Raw genomic sequence first — 18,532 nt, forward strand, 5'->3', positions numbered from 1 at the left:
ACGAATGTGTATCATCACGAAAGGTAATAAGCATGAAATTGTTTTCTGGTTACCCTTATTTATTATTGATCAGCATTTCCGCATTATCGCTGGCTGGCTGCGCGGCCCCCGAACCCGCTGCGGCCGACGGCGCGCCCAAACTTGCCGCCGTCAAATGCAAATCCAGCTCCACCGCCTCGCTCGGCACATGGATCGCCAAGAATTGCGGCAGCAGCTCGGATGCAAAAAACATTGATACCAAGGAGTTCCTCGATTCTATGCAGACACCGGGGTCAATTCCAGGCAAGCCATAATCCCGGGCTTGCTCCCCTCAGGCTGGCGCACAGGCGCGCCGCCTTCGCCAGGCCGGATGTAACAAGCGCATCACTTGCGACCCGATACGCCGTGCAACACGACCGGGTCTGCAAGACACGCCATCAGGCACCGCGCCGCCAGGCGCACGGTAAAATAGCGCGACACGCACCCAGTACCTTTCACCTCACAGGCATCCCTTGAAAAAAACTACCATTGCCGCCGCTGCGGCCGTCATTGCCGTCGCTGTCACCGCCTACGCTTCGCCCTATTACACCTTGCACCAGATCAAGACCGCGCTGGCCGAGCGCAACGCCGATGCCCTGGCCGCACACGTGGACTTCCCCGCCCTGCGCGCCAGCGTCAAGACGCAGCTGGAAGCGAGCATGGCGCGCAGCATCGAGGCGACCGCCGGCAGCGGCAACCCGCTGGCCGCGCTGGGCCAGTCGATCGCCAGCGCCATGCTGGGCAAGATGGTCGATACCATGGTCTCGCCCGCCGGCGTGGTGGCGCTGGTCAACAAGAGCGCCGTCAGCCCGCAAGCAGAGCCAAATCCGGATGCGCCCGCCGATGGCGCGCGCAAGAAGGCCGACTATTCAGCTGGCTATGCCGGCCTGAACACCTTCATCGTGCGCGCAAAGGATGGCAATGCGCAGGAAGGCGCGCTGATCCTGCTGCGCCATGGCGTGTGGGGCTGGAAGCTGAGTTCGATCGAGATTGCGTCGGCGATGGCCGCACGCTAGAAGAAGCGCGCATGCGCAGGCAATCTGATACACAATGCGGGCCACTTGTATACGATTGCAGGAGATTTCATGCTGAAACACACGACCCTGGCGCTGGCCATGGCCTTTGCCGGCGCCGCACCATCCGCCCATGCCCACGATGGGATCGCCGCCGCCGAGCGCAGCCACTCCGTTGCCGCGCGCATGCAGGCGGAAACGTCCAGCGCCGCCGATCCGGACGGCCCGGCACTGCTGCCCGTGCCCAGCGACATTTCGCTGGCCGAGCTGGAGCGCCGCCTGGCGCTGGGACAGGCGCAGGCCGCTGAAAAACACTATACCAGCGCGCTCGATCCAGCCGTGCTGAGTACCCTGGCGCAACAGATGGGCTGCGACGATATCGTCGGCATGCAGCCGTTCGGTTTCCCGCTGGAACAAGCGCAAGCAACCGTCCTGAGCGGCGCGCACCTGCTGGCGCGGTGCCCGGACCGGGCCTATGTGACGATCACGGCCATGTCGATGGCCGGCAAGACGGGCAAGCGCGCCCACATTTCGCCGCAATCGTTCAAGCAACAGGTCGATGGCAGGCCCGCGCGGCGCCTGCACTACAAGGCGCCCAACGGCCGCCAGAAGGAGTCGCTGACCATCATCGACGGCAGTTATGCGTACGCGCTCGAGTACTGGTCGCTCGATGACAGCCAGCAACGCGGCATGGTCGGCATTCGCAGGATGGAAACATTGACGTTGCCACAATAAAACAGGCAAGAACAGGCGAAATACTGTATATTCATACAGTTATCTACTATTCCCCTTTCGAGCATGCCTGCACACCCGCCCATCCAATTACCGTACACCATCTGCGTCAGCGCCACGATCGACGCGGAGGTCGAGCAAACCATCCTCGAGGGCTTGAATGCCTACAACGATGCCATCACCGGCTATAGCGACAGACAGGTATTGAGCGTCGTCGTGCGCGACCGCGACAGCCAGCGGGTGCTGGGCGGCGCCATGGGCCGGACTTCGCTGGGCCTGCTGTTTCTCGATTTGTTTTATTTGCCCGCCGCCTTGCGGGGACTGGGACTGGGCAGCCGGATACTGGCGCAGTTCGAAGAGGAAGGACGCCGGCGCGGCTGCGCCTCGGCGGTGCTGTACACCATCACTTTCCAGGCGCCCGAGTTTTACGAGCGGCGCGGCTGGCGCCGCTTCGGCGAGATTGCCTGCAGTCCCGAGGGGACGAGCCGGGTATTCATGAGCAAGCCCCTGTAGGCGGCATGCGACCAGGGCTGGCGGCAAACCTGCCGCCAGCCCTGGTCAGCGACCTTTGCTTACATGCCCAGGGACTTGAGCAGGTCGGCGTTGTCGTCGTCTTCCGGTTCCACGGCAGGCGCCGGGGCGGCGTCCCGTTCGCGGTTCGCGAATTCGCCATCCATCAGCGAGTCGGCGTCGACTTCGCGGGAATCGAAATCGTGCAACTTGATGAACTCGGTACGGTCGATCGCCAGTTCCAGGTAGAAAATATTGTTCTTTTCCGTGTAGAAAGTGACGCGGCGCATTTCCGGGCGGTCCAGCGGCGTGTCGACGCTGAGCATCACCTGCTTGTTCAGCACCAGCATCTTCGGCTGGCTCTGGGTGATATTCGTTTGCAACTCGCGCCGTACCTTGCCCGTGAAGTCGCCCACGATCTGGTTCATCAGCTCGCCCATGATGTTCGACACTTCGTCCGATGTGTAGAAGCTGGCCAGCTCCGACTTCGGCATACCCATGTGCAACATGTAGCGCTCGTAGATTTCCATCGCCGTATCGGCGGCAAAATTGAGCACCACCAGGCCCGTGAAACCGCCATCGAACATGACGAAACAGCCGATATCCGGCTTCAGGCCCGTCTTGGTGATGCGCTGCACCATGCCTGAATAATTGACCTTGCTTTGCGTTGCAACGTTGAGCACCCGAACCACCGAGTTGCACAAACTCATCAACAAATCTTCTGTACCGTACACAACATCCTTTTCTGCATCCATGAGCAACCTCTCCTACTATTTTAAAGATGACAGCACTGTTCCCTGCCCGCCGCGAGCCGAAACCTGACAGTTTCGCTCAGCTGGCGGACGACTTCACCTTTGCATGCCTGACCTTGCGTGGCGGCGCGCGCCGCGTTGCCGCCGCCCCGAACCGCCCTCTTACCTTTTTCTGTATAGAAATAAGTATCATGCGCAGAATACCCAGATGTAACATTTCCGTCCAGCCATACCTGCATTTACTTGACGATCTGTGCGGAAATACCAATACACTGCAATGCAACATTATGCGGAAGATAAGCATGCAGGAAGATTCAGGCTGGCACGGTTGAAACCATGGCGAAAAGGCAGCATCACGTATACTGCCCCGCGGGACGCAACTACCGAAAGGCATGAGAGGATGAGTACACTGCAGGAACAGGCAACGGCGGAAATGATGGCGGCCGTCGAGGCGTGGTTTGTCGAGCGCCTGAAGCGCACCGATCTGGAAAGCGCCGTGAATCGGACCACCTTGCAAATGGGTATCTTTAACGATCTCTTGCTCGACTACAAACCCGGCCGCACCACGGCCGACGATTACCATCTGGCCGATGCCGGGGATTTCACGCAGAGGACGCCATCGCGCCTGGATGAAGCCGTCGTGCGCGACAGCATCGCGCCCCAGCTGGTTGCCATGGTGCAAGCGAAGCTGGCAACGCTGGCCGACACGCCCCTGATCGACTACCGCTTCAGCTTTCGCGGAAAATTCCAGACGGCACAGGGCACGCTGCACCTGAATCTGCTCGATCATGTCAACGAAGGCAAGCGCAGCGCCCTGCTCGCGCGCATCCACAGCTACGTCGAGCAAAAACTCGAGCGCGGCAACCGGCCGACGAAAAAGTTGGAAACCTTCTTCCTGGCGCGCCACCTGCTCGATCCCCAGCTGTTTCCGCAGCCCGATATCGCCTGGACCATCGCACAATTCGAACGCATCGAGCAGCTGAACAAGTCGCGCCCGCAAGCGCTGGCCGAACATCGCAGCGACATCATCCAGGCCGTGTCGGCCTGGGCGGAAAAACAGTTCTTGCCGCAGTTCTATGACGTGCAAACCTCAAGCTACAGCGGCACGGAATACACCTTGAAAGCGGGCGCGGCGCCCGATGCGCAGGCGCTGGCGCCGATCGACCTGCTGCTGTACGGGGCCGTGATGATCTTGCGCCACGAACCGAGCTACGCCAAATCGACGGGCCTGAAATTCCTGGAAATCGCGCGTGAACTGGGCAGCGAACGGGCCGTGCGCATGCTCAAGGAAGGCAGCGGCACCTTCCCCGACGGCGACATCCACGTGAAAAATGCCTTGCTGGAATGCCGTGCCAACGACGTGTTTGCCACGATCAGCATCACGATTACCCAGGAAGAAGAAGGCGCGTATGCGCAGGCGCTGGCGTTCATCACACACCTGCTGAACAACGGCTTCCCGAAAAGCTACCGGATCAAGCTCAAATCGAAGGTCAAGGAATATCTGCCCTTGAAAGGCCTGGCCCGCTCCGACACGCACCGCTTCTTTGCCAACGCCCTCGCCCATGCATCGCTGCAGCCGCAACTGGAAGCGTATGCGCGCGCCGCCATCGGGCAATTCGAGTTCTATGCCGACACGGAAGGCGAAAAGAATTGCATGCCCGGCAGTTACGCCACGTTTGGCCTGGGCTTGCTCGACGCACGCCATTTCCCCCTGGTGCAGCACTACATGGCCAACGTCGACGAGGAACACCAGTCCGTGCAGGATCAGTTCACGGCCGCCTTCGCCGAACGGCATGGCGTGACGACGGAGTCCGTTCCCGTGCTGGCGGCCTGCCTGCGCGCGTGCACGGATAACGCCAAAGTCAAAATCCAGGCGGAACTGGAAGAGGTGGAGACACTGGAACTGTTCTGCCAGCAACTGCAAGGGCTGGAAGGCTATCTGGTCGAGCACATGCTGTATCCCGTCTGGGGCAAGCTGGAAAAACTGGCGGCCCTGGCGCGCAAGGCGCAAGGCCGGCGCAGGGAGTTGCTGCTGGCTTTGCTCGAAGCGGCCAGCAAGACAGGCGCCTAATGTGCGCAACGTTATGACTTTCACCATATATAATGCGCGGCGCCAGAGTTGCCTTGAGGCATCTTTTGGCGTCTGACATTGAATCGTGGAGAAAATACATGCATCAAACACAACAAACATCGCGCACCTTCCTGCTGGCAGCAAGCTTTGCCGCTGCTGTGGCGCTGGCCCAGCCCGCCATTGCCGCCGACGCCGCGGAACTGGCCCCGCTCGATGCTGCCAACCTGTACATCAAGACCATCATCAACCTGGATGAAGCCAGCGTCGCCAAGCTCAACGCCTACCTGCGCCCCACCCGCCTGGCCGGCCACCAGAGCGCCGAATACGCGTCGTACAGCGACATGAAGGAAGCGGACGCCAAGTTTCCAACGGAAACGGGCAAGCTGATCGCCGACCTGTTCCCCGCAACCATGCGCGCGGCCGTGACGCCGGCCGCCGAATTGCTGGCGGCGAACGTCATCGCCGCCAAGAAGGGCGCCGTGTGCCAGGCCACCAAGGCGGATCCGGTGACGGTGGAAAACGGCATCCAGACGGCCGCCGTCAGCTTCGAATGCCAGATCGTCAAGGTACCGCTGGCATGGGCGCCTGCCGCCCAGCAACTGGCGAAGAGCGGCTGCAAGGTCGAGCAATGCAAGGCCGGCCTGCAAAAGATCGCCGCGACCTACACGAGCTCGCCGAAACAGGCGTGGCGCGCCGTGTTTGCCGTCAGCCGCGAAAAGAACTCGGAAGCCTGGCGCAACGATTTCGCGCGCGAAACCTTCGATGAAATCTGGGAATACCTGTAATCCTTCACTCATCCCTAAGGCTGCCGGTGGATAAACCCAAACTGACACCCGTCGCCCAGCCGGCAGGCCTGGCCCTGCTGCGCCTGCTCGATCCCGACCACGTGGACGGTGCGCTGAGCAAGCAGGTATTGGCGCAAGATCTGGCCAGCCTGCACGGCAAGCAATTGCTGGCGCTGCTGCGCCGGCTGCGTGCCGCGCAATCCAACCAGCAGGATTATGCAGGCGCCAGCCCAGAGCAGGCCGAGCAGCAGTTCGGCGCCGCCATCGCCGCCGTCAAGGCGGTGCTGGCCACGCGCCCGCACATTCCCAACAAGCAGGAAGCGAAGGCCTTGCGCCAGGCGGCGGCCAGGAAGCGTTAATCGAGGCGCAAGCCGGCCGCCAGCAAGGCCATGCCCTCGCCGAACGCGGGGGCGATGACGCGTACCTCGGCCGGATCGAGGTCGCCGAAGTTGACGTACGCCAGGGCCGGCGCCGCGCCCGCGCGATAATCGAGCAGCAGGCATAGCGGCCCGCCATCGGAACCGATCCCCAGGCACTGGCCGCCCAGGTAGCGCTGCAGTTGATACGCGCCATTCAGCGCCACCAGCTCGCGCGCGGGCCACAGCGACAGCGATTGCCCATCGACATCCCCTGCGCCGCCATCGGACCAGCACAGGAAGTCGTGTAAATCCGGCGGCAACGGCAGGCCCATGGCCTGTTCGATGGCAGCCAGGGACGCCGGCGTGGCGCCAGGACTGGCACGCCAGTACGGCGCGATGGCGGCGATGACTGGGGCAAGACGCATAGAGATAGGTTTCCTTTGAATAGGCGCGCGGCGGGCTGCCTCAGCGCGCCATCATCGGCGAGCGGACGCCGGGCGTCAAGCGGCCATCCAGCCGTGCGCGCAAGCTCGTCGGCCCCCTCCTATAATCTGAGGCTCTATTGTTTCCGCTACAGAAAGTTCCCCATGTTCATACAATTTCCCCGCCATGTCATCGGTTGCGCCGTATTGGCCTTTTCCGCTTTGGTCGCCATGCAGGCCGCCCATGCCGAAGAGACGGGGCCCATCGATGCGCGTGCCGTCTGGCAGGAACGCTCGCTGTCGGCCTGCCGCACCGGGCAATCGCACTCCGCGCCCGACGTCTGCCTGCTGCGCACCATGAAGCGTACCGGTGCGCCCCCGCAAGCCATCGCCGCCGCCAGGATGCTGGTCGGGGCAAACATGCCAGGCTACATCTCTGCCTGGCGCCCGCTGGGCAAGGTGGCGCTGGCCACCGTCACCTATCCGTTTCGCGCCAACACGAATGAAAGCACCTTGCTGATCGGCAGCGATGGCGCGGCCATCGATGTCGACGAGCACTCCGTGCGCGAGGAAGACCGGGCCACGCCTGCCTGGCAAGCGTTTACCGCCGCCCACCCGGACGCCATGCCGTTCGCGCCCGCCGAGTTCGTCGGCAGCACGGCCACCGGCGATGGCGGCCAGAGCGTGCTGTTTTCCACGCCCCTGATCACCTGCCACGCCTGTGCCGACGATGGCGCCCTGCTGGTCGCCTACACGATCGACAAGGCCGGTATCGTGCGCGAGAGAAAACTATTGACGATCAAGTAAGGCTGCATCAAAGACAAGAAAGATGAGATAGAATTGCTTGATGGCATGTCTATACGAGTACATGCCATCGATCCAAACTTACTTATCACAGGAAACCATGCGCCGCTCTTGCCTTGCACTGCACCTCACCGCCGCCCTGCTGCTGTCCAGCCCCTTCCACCTCGCCAATGCCGCGCCCGCCGCTACCGCTTCCTCCAGCGCAGCCACGCCGCTCGTCATCGGCGAAAGTTTCAGCATCGATTCACAGGCGCTGAAAGAAAAACGCCACATCAATGTGTACATGGCGCGCGCCTGGGATACGCCCCCCGACGCCCCGCTGCCCGTGCTGTACATGCCGGACGGCGGCGTGGCCGAAGACTTTTTGCACGTGGCCGGCTTGCTGCAAGTGTCCGTGGCGAATGGCACGATGCGTCCCTTCATGCTGGTCGGCATGCAAAACACGCAGCGCCGGCGCGACCTGACGGGGCCGACCGGGAATGCGGAAGACCGCAAGATCGCCCCCGTCGTGGGCGGCGCGGCCGCCTACCGGACCTTCATCCGCGATGAGCTGATGCCGGAAATCAAGCGCCGCTACCGCACAACGGGCGAGACGGCCATCGTCGGCGAATCGCTGGGGGGCCTGTTCGTGGTGGAAACCTATCTGCTGGAACCGCAGCTGTTCGACCATTACGTGGCGTTCGACCCCAGCCTGTGGTGGAATCATGGCGCCCTGCCGCGCCAGGCGGCAGCCCTGCTGGCGAAAGGCACGCCGGGCAAGCACAGCCTGTACCTGGCGTCCAGCAGCGAGGCAGGCATCGCCGTGGAAGTGCAGCGCCTGGCCGACGTGCTGGAAAAACAGGCGCCGCGCGGCTTGCAATGGCATGTGGAAAAGATGCCGGAAGAAACCCACGGCACGATCTATCACCCGGCCGCCCTGAAAGCGTTTCGCAGCGTCTTCAAGCCGGCCACGCCGCCGCAATAAGCGGGACGGGGACGGGAACGGGGACGGCTACGGCGCCGGCAGCGCCTGCCCCATCTGCTCGCGCAGCCAGTGCAGCAAGGTGGTGCGGCGCGCGTCGCCATCGAATGGCAGCGGCGACAGCAGGAAATAGGCGCTGCCGTCGCGCCGGAAACCGAAGGGCGCGACCAGGCGCCCGCTGTCGAGGTCTTCGCGCGCCATGAAGACTGAGCCGATGGCCACGCCGAGGCCGGCGCAAGCCGCTTGCAGGCTCAGATAGAAGTGCTCGTAGGTCTGGCTGCCGCCCTGGCCGCCGCCGTCGGTATCCTTGCCGGCGGCGCGCCAGTGGGTCCAGGCAGCCGGGCGCGACGCCGTGTGCAGCAGGCGCTGCGCGGACAGGTCCAGCCGGCCTTGCCGCAGCAGGGCCGGCGCGCACACGGGCGCGATCCATTCATCGCACACCTTTTCCGCATGCAAGCCCGCATCCCACAGAAAATCGTCGCGGCGCAGCGCCACGTCCACCGCGTCGCGCTGGAACGCCACCGGCCCGCCTGAGGCGAACAGGTGCAGCGGCACCTCGGGATGGCGCTGGTAAAAGTCGCCGAGGCGCGGTATCAGCCATTTCATCGCGATCGTCGGCTCGCACGACACCACCAGCGGCCCCTGGCGCACCGGCTGGCGCACGGCTTCGAGGGCGGCGTCGAGCCGTTCGAACGCTTGCTGGACGGCATCGCGCAGCTGCGCGCCTGCCGGCAGGAGGAACACGCCGCGGTTGCGGCGTTCGAACAGGGGCGTGCCCAGCGACGTTTCCAGCAGGCGGATTTGCCGGCTGACGGCCCCATGCGTGACGTGCAGTTCCGCGGCCGCCTGGACGAAACTGCCCAGCCTGGCCGCAGCCTCGAAGAAACGCAAGGTGCCCAGCGCCGTCTGCCTAGTCATGATCTGTCACTTTTTCTCACACATATCCGCAAGATATCATCGTTTTTCATGGAACGCCATTCTAGCGATAATTTGTCTTCCGGCAGCCCGCATGCGCGCCGCGCCCTTGCCCAACAGGCGAGAAATAGTCACCGATGGCCGTGCGGGCGCCACCACTGCCCAAGGAAGACACATGATTGCATTGCTTGCCGTTGCCCTGATTACCCTGCTGGCCTCCATCGTTCCGGGTCCCGATTTCGCGATGGTCACGCGCAACAGCTATCTGCATGGCCGCCGCGCCGGCCTGCTGGCCGCGCTCGGCATCGCGCTGGGCGTGCAAGTGCACGTGTTCTATACGATGTTTGGCGTAGCGCTGCTCATCGCCGGTTCGCCTGGACTATTTACGGCGATCAAGCTGGCCGGCGCCCTCTACCTGGCCGTGATCGGCTGGAAAACCTGGACCAACCGCGCCGGACTCGTCATCGACCTGCACGGCGGCGCCAGCGTGCCCCGGCATAAGATCTTGCTCAACGGCTTTCTGACCAATGCCCTGAACCCGAAAACGACCCTGTTTGTCATCAGCACCTACACCCAGGTAGTGCAGCCCGGCACGCCGTTGGCAGTCCAGTTCGGTTACGGGCTGTGCATGTCCGCCATCCACCTGGCCTGGTTCGCCCTGGTGGCCGTCTTTTTCTCGCAAGCGCGCTTCCGCTTGCGCATGGTCAGCCACCAGCGGAGCATCGACCGGCTGATCGGCGCGGTCCTGATGGCGCTGGGCGTCGCGCTCGCCTGCGCCAACATGGACAAACTGTAATCTGGCGCGAGACGTGCCCGCCGCATCCGGCGGGTAAAATCGGCGACCTTTCTTCCCCCCGCCGAGTACAGATACCCATGAGTTTTTTGCAACTATTTATTCTTTCCATCGTCCAGGGCTTCGCCGAGCTGCTGCCCGTGTCCAGCTCCGCCCACGTCATCATGGCGGAAAAACTGATGGGCCTGGACCCGACGTCGCCGGAGCTGACCATGCTGCTGGTGATGCTGCACACGGGCACCATGTTCGCCGTCATCGTGTATTTCTGGAAATCCTGGCGCGCCACGTATTTCAGCTCGGCCACTGCCTTCCGCAGCAATGCCTTGCTGCTCGTGGCCGCTACGGCCCTGACGGGCATCGTCGGCTTCGGCTTGCTGAAAGGCATTACGCACGTCATGAGCAAGGATGCGCCCGGCTTTGAAATCGAGCACCTGTTCGGCAACGCGAAACTGATGGCCGCCGCCCTGGCCGCCGCAGGCGTGCTGATCATTGTGTCGTCGCGCCTGCAGGCGCGCCAGCATGGCACCTTGTCCATCGGCAAGGCGATGGTGATCGGCGCCGTGCAGGGACTGTGCCTGCCCTTCCGGGGCTTTTCCCGCTCGGGCGCCACCATTTCCGCCGGCATCGCCATGGGCGTGCCGCAGCGCCGCGCCGAAGAATTCAGCTTCGCCCTGGCCGTCGTGCTGACGCCGGCCGTGCTGGCCAAGGAAGGCTGGCGCTTCTATCAGGCCGTGGCAAATGGTAGCCTCGATCATCTGGAACACGGCAACAGCCTGCTGCACCTGCTCGGCCCCAGCCTGCTGGGCATGCTGCTATCGTTCCTGGCCGGCTTGCTGGCCCTGCGCTGGCTGTCGCGCTGGCTGGAACAGGGGCGCTGGCATTTCTTTGGCGCATATTGCCTGCTGGCCTCCTTGGTGGTGCTGTACGTAGGGTAAAATCGCCGGGTTTGCGTTAAACGCCTATAAAACCTACTGCGCGTCGTGATTTACGGCCTGCGATGCTCACTGTACCTGCGTACAGTTGCGCTTCTCGACCGCAACTCCCTTCCGCTCGCTACGGTTTTCTTCGGCGTTGTTGCTTTACTATCCCAGCCAGGTTTTACTGAAAGCCAACGATGAATTTCGCCGCCACCGCCGCCCTCTCGCTTGCCATGTCCACCGATGCCTTCGCGGCCGCCGTGGGCAAGGGCGCCGCCCTGCACAAGCCGCAATGGCGCGAAGCGCTGCGCACGGGGCTGATCTTTGGCGTCATCGAAGCCATCACGCCCATCATCGGCTGGGCCCTGGGCAGCGTGGCCGCGCCCTACGTGGAAGCGTGGGACCACTGGATCGCCTTCAGCCTGCTGGGCATCATCGGCTTGCTGATGATACGTAATGCCCTTTCCGATGCCGACGAGGAAGAAGCGCCGGCCCAGTCGCACTCGTTCTGGGTGCTGGCCGTGACGGGCCTGGCCACCAGCATCGACGCCATGGTGGTGGGTGCGGGCCTGGCTTTGCTGGGCGCCAACATCGTCGTGACGGCGGCCGCCATCGGCTTTTCCACCTTCGTCATGGTCACCCTGGGCGTGATGCTGGGCCGCGTGCTGGGCACGGTGGCGGGCCGGCGCGCGGAGCTGGTGGGCGGCCTGGTGCTGATCGTCATCGGCTGCGTGATCCTGTACGAGCATATCGGCCATCCGGCCTGAGGCCGGGCAAGGCCTGCGCACGCCATGGCCGGCGGCGCAGGCGACGCGCCACTTTGTGCTACATTCAAGGCTCTGCATTCCTGTCTCGCAAGGTGACCATCATGGAAACTCTTGAGCTGCTTTTTGCCTCGCTGGTGCGCGAAACGGCCGAATCGATACGCGACCACCACGTCCCTTTTGCCATCAAGCACGACGAGCGCGCCTATTTCGAGTGGATGGACGGGCATCCGATCGATGGCTATATCCAGGAAGCGTATCGGGAAATCGAAGAAACAGCCCAGCAAATCCGCGCCATCCGCGCTGGGTGATGACGGCAGCCGCAAGCTACTGCGCGGGCGACTTTGCGGCTGGCGATGCTCACCGTACCAATGTACGGTTGCGCTTCTCAGCCACACATCACCGTCGCTCGCTACGCTTGCGACAAGCGTAGCGACGTTGGTTGAATCGTGGCTTGAAATGGCGGTCTTGATTCAGATCAAACACTCTGCTGTTCCTATCGAATTGATGGCCCAATGCCGTGACAATGGACTTGGAGGCGGGAGACATGGATCAGGAACAAAAACACCAGATCAGGGGTTATGAATTTCATGTGACGGGGGCGCTGGAGAAGGACGGACGCTACCGGGGCATGATCTTGATCAGCAAGCGCGGCGATACCTTGCAGGCGTATGCCAAGCCCGTGCTGATTGAAACGCCGAGCAGTTTCAAATCCGTGCATGCGGCCTTGATCGAGGCCTCGGCGTACGCCCAGGAACTCATCTATAACGGCGCCATCAAGGCGCTGCTGCCGGCCGAGGCGCCGCTCGCGGGTACACAGGCCGATACGCAGGCTGGTACGCAAGCGCCGCAGCCGCCGGATTTCGTCGGCAACTGACGCCGGCAAGCCCGTCAGGCCCGCCTGGGCGCGCGTATAATGACGCGCTTTCCCGGATGAAAACACAAAACCATGGAATATGTGAACTTGCCGCTGGTCTTCCTCGTCGGCTGCGCCCTGATTGCCTTGCTGGCCAAGAAGAATGGCTATTCGTGGTACCTGTTTTTCTTCGCCATCGCCGTGCCCACGCCCCTGTTGCTGCTGGCCTTGCCCCATGTGGTGGGCGTGGAGGCCGCTTCGCTGACCTCCGTCCGGCTGGGTACCGCCCTGTTCTTCCCCGTGGCCGGCTTGCTGCTGGCCCTGCGGCGAAAACACTGACCCAAAAGCGGTCTCAGCGTGCAGGCACGCCATCGGCCAGGCGCCAGCCGACGGACAGCGCCAGTTGCTGCGCCTCTTTTTCATTGCTGCAATCGTCGTAATCGCAGGTGTCCGCATATGCGCCGCACGCCTGGTTCTGGCTGACATACGAGCCGACCCAGCGGCCATCGCGGCGCTGGCTGGCCGTGGCGCTGATGGTAAAACCCTTGTGGATGGTGGGATTTTCAAAAGGCATAATTCCTCCGATGCAAGAAGCGTCAGGGACCTGACTGGCTTCCACTGTGCGCCTTGCGGTCGCCCACGTCTGTACGTTTGACCACACTCACGAAAAGGGCGTGCGCCGCGCTCGCGCCGGCGGGCGATCGGGTATGATTTCCCCATGTGTGGACGATTCGATCAAAATGACACGGCGCGCGTGCTGGCGTCATCCTTCGGCTGGACCGACGCGGTGTTCGACAGCGAGGCGGAAGCGCACCTGAACGTCTCGCCCGGCACCTACCGGCCCATCCTGCACATCCAGGATGGCGTGCACCGGGTCGACGATATCTTCTGGGGCTACCGGCCCGCCTGGGCCGCCGCGGCCACGCCCGCTCCCGGCAAGAAAAGAATCCCCATCGCCATCAATGCCCGCCTGGAAAAACTCGCCGGCGCCTACTGGAAACCCTTGCTGCGCGCGGGGCGCGGCATCGTCTGCGTTTCCGGCTGGTATGAATGGACGGGCGAGAAAGGCGGCAAGCAGCCGTGGCACATCCACCGCAAGGACCGCGCACCCCTGTTCCTGCTGGCGCTGGCCCAGTTCGGTCCCTACAAGGTCAATCGGGAAGAAGCGGGCTTCGTACTGGTGACGGCCGACAGTATGGGCGGCATGGTCGATATCCACGACCGCCGCCCCGTAGCCGTCAACCGGGAAGACGCGCACCGCTGGCTGGACCCCGCCCTGACGCCCGAGCAAGCGCTGCACCTGGCGCGCACCTGCATGCTCGACGTGGACTTGTTCGAATGGCATGCCGTCGACAATCCGCTGGTACCGTCCGCCAGGGCCAAGCCGCCACCGGCCGCGGCGCAAAGTGCCTTCGACTGGGGTACGGATTAAGGCAGGTGCGCCAGGCGGCGCCACAGCGCTTCCATGGGACCTTGCCTGAAATGGCGCAGCCAGTAGCGGCTCAGCAGCACCTGCCCCGCCATCATCACGACCGCCAGGCCCAGCATCTCGACGGGACGCAATGTTGCGCCCCAGCCCAGGCCCGGCCCCTGCAGCAGCCAGGTGCCGATCAGCGATTGCAGCAGATAATTGCTCAGCGCCATGCGTCCCACGGGCGCCAGCCATGCACCGAGCCAGCGCAGCATGAAGGGGCCGGCCAGCATCAGCGCGGCCACATAGCCGGCCGCCAGCACGGGGCCGCCGGCGAACAGGCCCACTTCGAACAGGGCCGTGTCAAACACGGTTTGATACGGATCGGCCACCTGCCACGCGACGGCCCCCGCCGCCAGCAGGTTGAACGGCAAGCCCGCGCCCAGGCCCACGGCACGCACCCTGCACCACAGGCGCTGGTGGCGCTGCGGCTGCGTCAGCCAGCCGAAACGCACGGACAAGATGCCCAGCAAGAACAGCACGATGATATGCGGCAGCATGACGGCCGAGTACAGCAAGGAGACGAGGAAATCGTTGGCGCGCAGCCTGGCGACGGCCCATGCGCCGCCCTGCGTGTAGACCGCGTAGCGCTCCGCAAAGGCTTGCAGGTCGCGCGCGATGTCCGGCGCGCCGCCCTGCTGGCCCACAGGAATCAACAGGCACATGAATAATAGAAAACCGGCCGCCACCAGCCAGGCGCGGTTGCGCACGCGGCTGAGCCTGGCGGACAGCAGGGGCAGGACCAGCATGCCGGCGACGGCATACGAGGTCAGCACGTCGCCGCTCCAGATGCAGAAGCCGTGCAGCAGGCCGAACACGAGCAGCCAGCGCAAACGGCGCCGGTAAGCCGCTTGCGCCACTTCCCAGCTACCCAGCTGGCGCCGCAGGGAACGTGTCTGCAAGGCAAAACCGGCGCCGAACAGAAAGGCGAAGATGGGGTAAAACTTGAATTGCGCCAGCGCCGCCACGCCAAAAATGACGAGCTGGTCGAGCACGGGCGGCTGCGCCGGCAAGGTGCCGTAGCGCAAGGACAGGCTGCCCCAGGCGAACGACCATATATTCACCAGCAAGATGCCAAACACGGCGATGCCGCGCAGCACGTCGAGCTGCAGCAACCTGCCGGGCTTGGCGCCCACGGAGTTCAGGACGTTCAGGGGCGCGCCAGGGTCGGGTAATCGCCCACCTGCAGGCTGAAACCGGACGCATCCGATTGCAGCCGCGCCTGGCCGCCGAACGGCAAGGTGACGCGGCGGCGGATGTGGCCGAATTCCAGTCCCGTCAACACGGGCACGGGCAGGCGCTCGCGCACGTAAGCCAGCATGGCGTCGACATCGTAGCCCTTGTCCATGGGGCTCAGTTTATAGCCGGAAAAGTCACCGAGCACGACCGCTTGCTGGCGCTGGATCACGCCCGCGTGCAGCAGTTGCAGCAGCATGCGTTCGACCCGGTACGGGTGTTCGTTGACGTCTTCCAGGAACAGGATGCCGCCATCGATCTGGGGGAAATATGGCGTGCCCAGCAAGTGAACCAGCATGGCCAGGTTGCCGCCCCACAGTTGCCCGCTCAGCTCGACCTGCGGATTGCCCGCCGCCGCGCCCGTGACCGCGTGCGTGGGACCGGCCAGGCACGACCACAGTTGATCCAGCGTAAATTGCTCGGGCTCGTCGCGGATAAAATCATCGCAGATCATGGGGCCGGCAAAGCTGGCGCGGCCCGTTTTTGCCAGCAAGCCCATGTGGAAGGCCGTGAAGTCGCTGTAGCCGACAAACAGCTTGCTGCTGTCTGCCATGCGGTCGAAATCGATGTCGGGCAGGATGCGGCTGATGCCGTAGCTGCCGCGCAAGGCGATCACCACTTGCACGGCCGGGTCGGCGGCCGCCGCGTTCAGCTGCGCCAGGCGGCCCGCATCCGTGCCGCCGAAGCGCTGGAATGTGTGCTCGGGGTCGTAGTAATTGTGGACGGTGGCGCCTTGCGCCTGCAAGCGGGCGATGCCGCGCGCCAAAGCCGCCTCGTCGGGCGCACAACCGCCCGGCGCGACGATGGCGATGCCAATCTCAGGTGTCTTCAAAATATGCCTGGCTAGTCAAGTGGTGGGCGCGCCTGGCTCAAGCTGGCTGGGAGCGCATCTGGGGCGCCATCTTACCTTGCAGATGCACATCGATCAAGGCGAGCAGGCGCTCGATCAGCTGGGGCGGCATGTCGTGCCCCATGCCTTCGATCACTTCCAGCCGGGCGCCGGGGATCAGCGCCGCCGTATCGATGCCGCAGGCGACGGGGATCAAGGGGTCGGCCGCGCCATGGATCACGAGCGCCGGGCAACTGATGCTTGGCAGCAAGGCCGTGCGCTCGCCCGAGGCGGCGATCGCCACCATTTGCCGCGCCACGCCTTCGGGGCAACTGCCCCGCTGCAGCGCCGCTTCGATGCGCTGGTACAGCAATTTTTCCGACACGGGATAGGCGGGACTGCCGATCACGCGCACGGTGGCGGCCATGTGCGCCATCAGTTCGGCGCGGCTGGCGTTGCGTTTCGGGCGTTGCAGCAGCGCATTGCGCGCGGCCCGCGTGGGGCCAGGCAAGCCGCGCCGGCCGCTGCTCGACATGATGGAGGTCAGGCTGAGCACCTGCAGCGGCGCGCGCGCCGCCATCACTTGCGCGATCATGCCGCCCATCGATACGCCGATCACGTGCGCCTGGGCAATCCGCAGGGACGCCAGCAAGCCCAGCGCGTCGTCCGCCATGTCATCGAGGGTGTAGGAAGTCTTGAGGGGCCAGCCCAGCAGGTTTTTCACGTAGGCCAGCGGCAGATACGGCTTGCCCGCCAGCGCCATCTTGCTCGACAGGCCGCTGTCGCGGTTGTCGAAACGCACGACCCGGTAGCCTTGCTCGACGATGCCTTCGACGAAGTCCGCCGGCCAGGCAATCAGTTGCATGCCCAGGCCCATGACCAGCAGCACGCACGGGTCATCGGGGTTGCCGTGGCTCTCATAAGCTATGTTGAGGCCGTTCGCCATGATGGTTGCCATGATTGCCTCTCTTCAGGAACCAGCACGCAGGCACGATCGCTGCGGCCTTGCAATCAGCATACCACTATTGTGCTTCAGACATGAGACCGGCACGCGGTACACAAGCTGAAGTGTTGCCGCGCCGGTACGGCGCGCGGCAACCGTGCAGAATCATCGCTACTGCTTACTTGGCCTTCGGCAAGGAATCGGCCAGGTCCACCCAGCTTTGCGGCTGCGGTTTGCCGCGCTCGCGCACGCCGAAGAAGGAGACCACTTGCGTGCCGTCGTTGTCAAAGAACTCGACGGAAGTGACGCCGCCGCGCTTGACGATCCAGCCGCTGCGCAGGGCCGTGTCGCGGATGTGCAGGTTGAAGTCCGGGTCCAGCACGTTGAAGAAGCCGCCGGCGGCCATGGTTTTCTCGATCTTGCCGCTGTAGATCTGCGTCAAGCCTTCATTGCCCAGGAACACCATGATGGCGACCTTGTCCTTGGCCGCGTTTTCCAGCAGGGTGCGCAGCGCCGCTGGCGTCACGCGCTCGACCACGCCGGCCGGCGCCAGGCGCAGGGCCTGTTCGCGCGACAGGTGGAATTCGCGCATGATTTGCGCAAACTGGTGCACGTCCGTCATGTCTTTCCAGGCCAGCTGGAATTCCTTGACGTCGATCTCGGCATCCGGCTTTTCCGCCGCTTTCGGCGCCACGGCCAGCACGTTCAATTCCGCGCTTTGCTGGGGCATGCGGAAGGTGGTCACCAATTTATCGTAGACGGCCACGCCCGGCTCGTTGCGCAGGTAGATCTTGTGCACGGCCGTGCCGTTGGCGTCAAAGAATTGCAGGCTGCGCGTCGGCTTGCCATCGCGGCCCGCTTGTTCTACCGCAAATGCGTATTTCCAGTTTTCAAAGTGGAAACGCAGGTCGATCTGGCCGCCCAGGTAGCCGCCGGCGATATTGCGCTGGCGCGCTTGCGTTTCCGGGTCCTTGGCGTCGGCCTGCTCGGACTTGTCGCCCGCCTGCTTGAATTTGCTGGCGACGCCCGTCGTTTCGATGACGCCGTTTTCATTGCGCGTGATCGCTTGCACGGTGCCCAGGTCCAGCGCGGCGCGCATGATTTCGCGCGGCTGGTTGCCGTCGGCCTGCAGGCGCGTGACGCCCTTGCCGATGTTGGTTGCCAGCAATTGCGCTTCGGATACACCCAGCGCGCGCGCCGCGTCGCGGATCTGCAGCTTCGGCTGCTCCGTGCGCAAGGTGGACCAGCGTTCCGCCAAAGTGGCTGGGGCCGCGTATGCGTTTGCGATCAGCAGGCTGCCTAGCAGGGATAGAACGAGTTTGGATAACTTCATAGAGAGACCATTCAATCAAACATGGAAAAAAAGAGGGGCAAGCACCCC

24 protein-coding genes are annotated in these 18,532 nt (G+C 63.7%); 16 read left to right on the forward strand and 8 right to left on the reverse strand.

Going from position 1 to position 18,532, the window contains the following annotated elements; genetic code table 11:
• Window positions 1-32 precede the first annotated feature (32 nt).
• From O0881_RS03100 to O0881_RS03115, 4 genes are all read left to right on the forward strand, one after another.
• A complete protein-coding gene (locus O0881_RS03100; protein WP_289910078.1) occupies window positions 33-293 on the forward strand; it encodes a hypothetical protein in 261 nt (86 codons plus the stop codon).
• 198 nt (window positions 294-491) lie between these two features.
• Window positions 492-1,034 (forward strand): DUF2939 domain-containing protein, encoded by a 543-nt coding sequence (locus tag O0881_RS03105; protein WP_289904872.1) that lies wholly within the window; start codon window positions 492-494, stop codon window positions 1,032-1,034.
• Window positions 1,035-1,103: 69 nt separating this feature from the next.
• The gene (locus O0881_RS03110) at window positions 1,104-1,766 is read left to right on the forward strand and encodes a hypothetical protein (RefSeq protein WP_289910079.1); all 663 of its coding nucleotides are present in this window, start codon (window positions 1,104-1,106) and stop codon (window positions 1,764-1,766) included.
• Window positions 1,767-1,829: 63 nt separating this feature from the next.
• The gene (locus tag O0881_RS03115) at window positions 1,830-2,276 is read left to right on the forward strand and encodes a GNAT family N-acetyltransferase (protein WP_289910081.1); all 447 of its coding nucleotides are present in this window, start codon (window positions 1,830-1,832) and stop codon (window positions 2,274-2,276) included.
• Window positions 2,277-2,335: 59 nt separating this feature from the next.
• Here the strand turns inward: O0881_RS03115 and O0881_RS03120 are convergent, their stop codons facing one another.
• On the reverse strand, window positions 2,336-3,028 hold the full coding sequence (locus tag O0881_RS03120; protein WP_289897809.1) for a DUF3334 family protein: 693 nt from the start codon (window positions 3,026-3,028) through the stop codon (window positions 2,336-2,338).
• 397 nt (window positions 3,029-3,425) lie between these two features.
• Here O0881_RS03120 and O0881_RS03125 point away from each other — a divergent pair, with 397 nt between their 5' ends.
• The 3 genes from O0881_RS03125 (at window position 3,426) to O0881_RS03135 (ending at window position 6,240) form a co-directional block, all read left to right on the forward strand.
• Window positions 3,426-5,096, forward strand: coding sequence for a DUF6138 family protein (locus tag O0881_RS03125; RefSeq protein ID WP_289910082.1), 1,671 nt, complete (start codon window positions 3,426-3,428; stop codon window positions 5,094-5,096).
• Between the two features lie 98 nt (window positions 5,097-5,194).
• The gene (locus O0881_RS03130) at window positions 5,195-5,881 is read left to right on the forward strand and encodes a hypothetical protein (protein WP_289910084.1); all 687 of its coding nucleotides are present in this window, start codon (window positions 5,195-5,197) and stop codon (window positions 5,879-5,881) included.
• Window positions 5,882-5,907: 26 nt separating this feature from the next.
• Window positions 5,908-6,240 carry a hypothetical protein gene (locus O0881_RS03135; RefSeq protein ID WP_289910086.1) on the forward strand — a complete coding sequence of 111 codons (333 nt, stop codon included), beginning with the start codon at window positions 5,908-5,910 and terminating at the stop codon, window positions 6,238-6,240.
• On the opposite strand, the gene O0881_RS03140 is transcribed toward O0881_RS03135, so the two are convergent.
• Entirely contained in the window at window positions 6,237-6,665 is a 429-nt protein-coding gene (locus O0881_RS03140; RefSeq protein WP_289910087.1) for an SMI1/KNR4 family protein, read from the reverse strand. The two genes, O0881_RS03135 and O0881_RS03140, sit on opposite strands and share 4 nt — an antisense overlap.
• A gap of 162 nt (window positions 6,666-6,827) precedes the next feature.
• Here O0881_RS03140 and O0881_RS03145 point away from each other — a divergent pair, with 162 nt between their 5' ends.
• Together O0881_RS03145 and O0881_RS03150 are read left to right on the forward strand one after the other, a co-directional pair.
• Window positions 6,828-7,469, forward strand: a complete 642-nt coding sequence (locus O0881_RS03145) for a hypothetical protein (RefSeq protein WP_251348597.1) — start codon at window positions 6,828-6,830, stop codon at window positions 7,467-7,469.
• Window positions 7,470-7,566: 97 nt separating this feature from the next.
• Window positions 7,567-8,430 (forward strand): alpha/beta hydrolase-fold protein, encoded by an 864-nt coding sequence (locus tag O0881_RS03150; RefSeq protein ID WP_289910088.1) that lies wholly within the window; start codon window positions 7,567-7,569, stop codon window positions 8,428-8,430.
• Between the two features lie 27 nt (window positions 8,431-8,457).
• Here the strand turns inward: O0881_RS03150 and O0881_RS03155 are convergent, their stop codons facing one another.
• Window positions 8,458-9,345 carry a LysR substrate-binding domain-containing protein gene (locus O0881_RS03155; RefSeq protein WP_289910090.1) on the reverse strand — a complete coding sequence of 296 codons (888 nt, stop codon included), beginning with the start codon at window positions 9,343-9,345 and terminating at the stop codon, window positions 8,458-8,460.
• A gap of 172 nt (window positions 9,346-9,517) precedes the next feature.
• Between O0881_RS03155 and O0881_RS03160 the strand changes: the two genes are divergently transcribed.
• The 6 genes from O0881_RS03160 (at window position 9,518) to O0881_RS03185 (ending at window position 13,011) form a co-directional block, all read left to right on the forward strand.
• Complete coding sequence (locus O0881_RS03160) at window positions 9,518-10,138, forward strand: LysE family transporter (RefSeq protein WP_289910091.1); 621 nt, start codon at window positions 9,518-9,520, stop codon at window positions 10,136-10,138.
• A 77-nt stretch (window positions 10,139-10,215) separates the two neighbouring features.
• Complete coding sequence (locus O0881_RS03165; RefSeq protein ID WP_289910093.1) at window positions 10,216-11,070, forward strand: undecaprenyl-diphosphate phosphatase; 855 nt, start codon at window positions 10,216-10,218, stop codon at window positions 11,068-11,070.
• Window positions 11,071-11,249: 179 nt separating this feature from the next.
• Window positions 11,250-11,819, forward strand: coding sequence for a manganese efflux pump MntP (gene mntP, locus O0881_RS03170; RefSeq protein ID WP_070218395.1), 570 nt, complete (start codon window positions 11,250-11,252; stop codon window positions 11,817-11,819).
• 101 nt (window positions 11,820-11,920) lie between these two features.
• Complete coding sequence (locus tag O0881_RS03175; protein ID WP_289904861.1) at window positions 11,921-12,127, forward strand: hypothetical protein; 207 nt, start codon at window positions 11,921-11,923, stop codon at window positions 12,125-12,127.
• Window positions 12,128-12,363: 236 nt separating this feature from the next.
• The gene (locus O0881_RS03180; protein WP_251348591.1) at window positions 12,364-12,693 is read left to right on the forward strand and encodes a hypothetical protein; all 330 of its coding nucleotides are present in this window, start codon (window positions 12,364-12,366) and stop codon (window positions 12,691-12,693) included.
• 72 nt (window positions 12,694-12,765) lie between these two features.
• Entirely contained in the window at window positions 12,766-13,011 is a 246-nt protein-coding gene (locus O0881_RS03185; protein ID WP_099667858.1) for a hypothetical protein, read from the forward strand.
• Between the two features lie 13 nt (window positions 13,012-13,024).
• Here O0881_RS03185 and O0881_RS03190 read toward each other — a convergent pair whose 3' ends face one another.
• Window positions 13,025-13,246: a hypothetical protein gene (locus O0881_RS03190; RefSeq protein ID WP_099667857.1), complete on the reverse strand. Its 222-nt coding sequence runs from the start codon at window positions 13,244-13,246 to the stop codon at window positions 13,025-13,027.
• A 144-nt stretch (window positions 13,247-13,390) separates the two neighbouring features.
• Between O0881_RS03190 and O0881_RS03195 the strand changes: the two genes are divergently transcribed.
• Entirely contained in the window at window positions 13,391-14,104 is a 714-nt protein-coding gene (locus O0881_RS03195; RefSeq protein WP_289910095.1) for an SOS response-associated peptidase family protein, read from the forward strand.
• Here the strand turns inward: O0881_RS03195 and O0881_RS03200 are convergent.
• From O0881_RS03200 to O0881_RS03215, 4 genes are all read right to left on the reverse strand, one after another.
• Window positions 14,101-15,279, reverse strand: coding sequence for a DUF418 domain-containing protein (locus O0881_RS03200; protein WP_289910097.1), 1,179 nt, complete (start codon window positions 15,277-15,279; stop codon window positions 14,101-14,103). The genes O0881_RS03195 and O0881_RS03200 overlap by 4 nt on opposite strands.
• Before the next feature lie 14 nt (window positions 15,280-15,293).
• Entirely contained in the window at window positions 15,294-16,211 is a 918-nt protein-coding gene (gene ldcA, locus O0881_RS03205) for a muramoyltetrapeptide carboxypeptidase (protein ID WP_289910100.1), read from the reverse strand.
• Between the two features lie 37 nt (window positions 16,212-16,248).
• The gene (locus O0881_RS03210; protein ID WP_251348585.1) at window positions 16,249-17,166 is read right to left on the reverse strand and encodes an alpha/beta hydrolase; all 918 of its coding nucleotides are present in this window, start codon (window positions 17,164-17,166) and stop codon (window positions 16,249-16,251) included.
• Between the two features lie 163 nt (window positions 17,167-17,329).
• Window positions 17,330-18,484, reverse strand: coding sequence for a ChuX/HutX family heme-like substrate-binding protein (locus tag O0881_RS03215; protein WP_289910102.1), 1,155 nt, complete (start codon window positions 18,482-18,484; stop codon window positions 17,330-17,332).
• Between the last annotated feature and the right edge of the window lie 48 nt (window positions 18,485-18,532).

This window comes from Janthinobacterium sp. SUN100 (assembly GCF_030397705.1).
Classification (GTDB): domain Bacteria; phylum Pseudomonadota; class Gammaproteobacteria; order Burkholderiales; family Burkholderiaceae_D; genus Janthinobacterium; species Janthinobacterium kumbetense.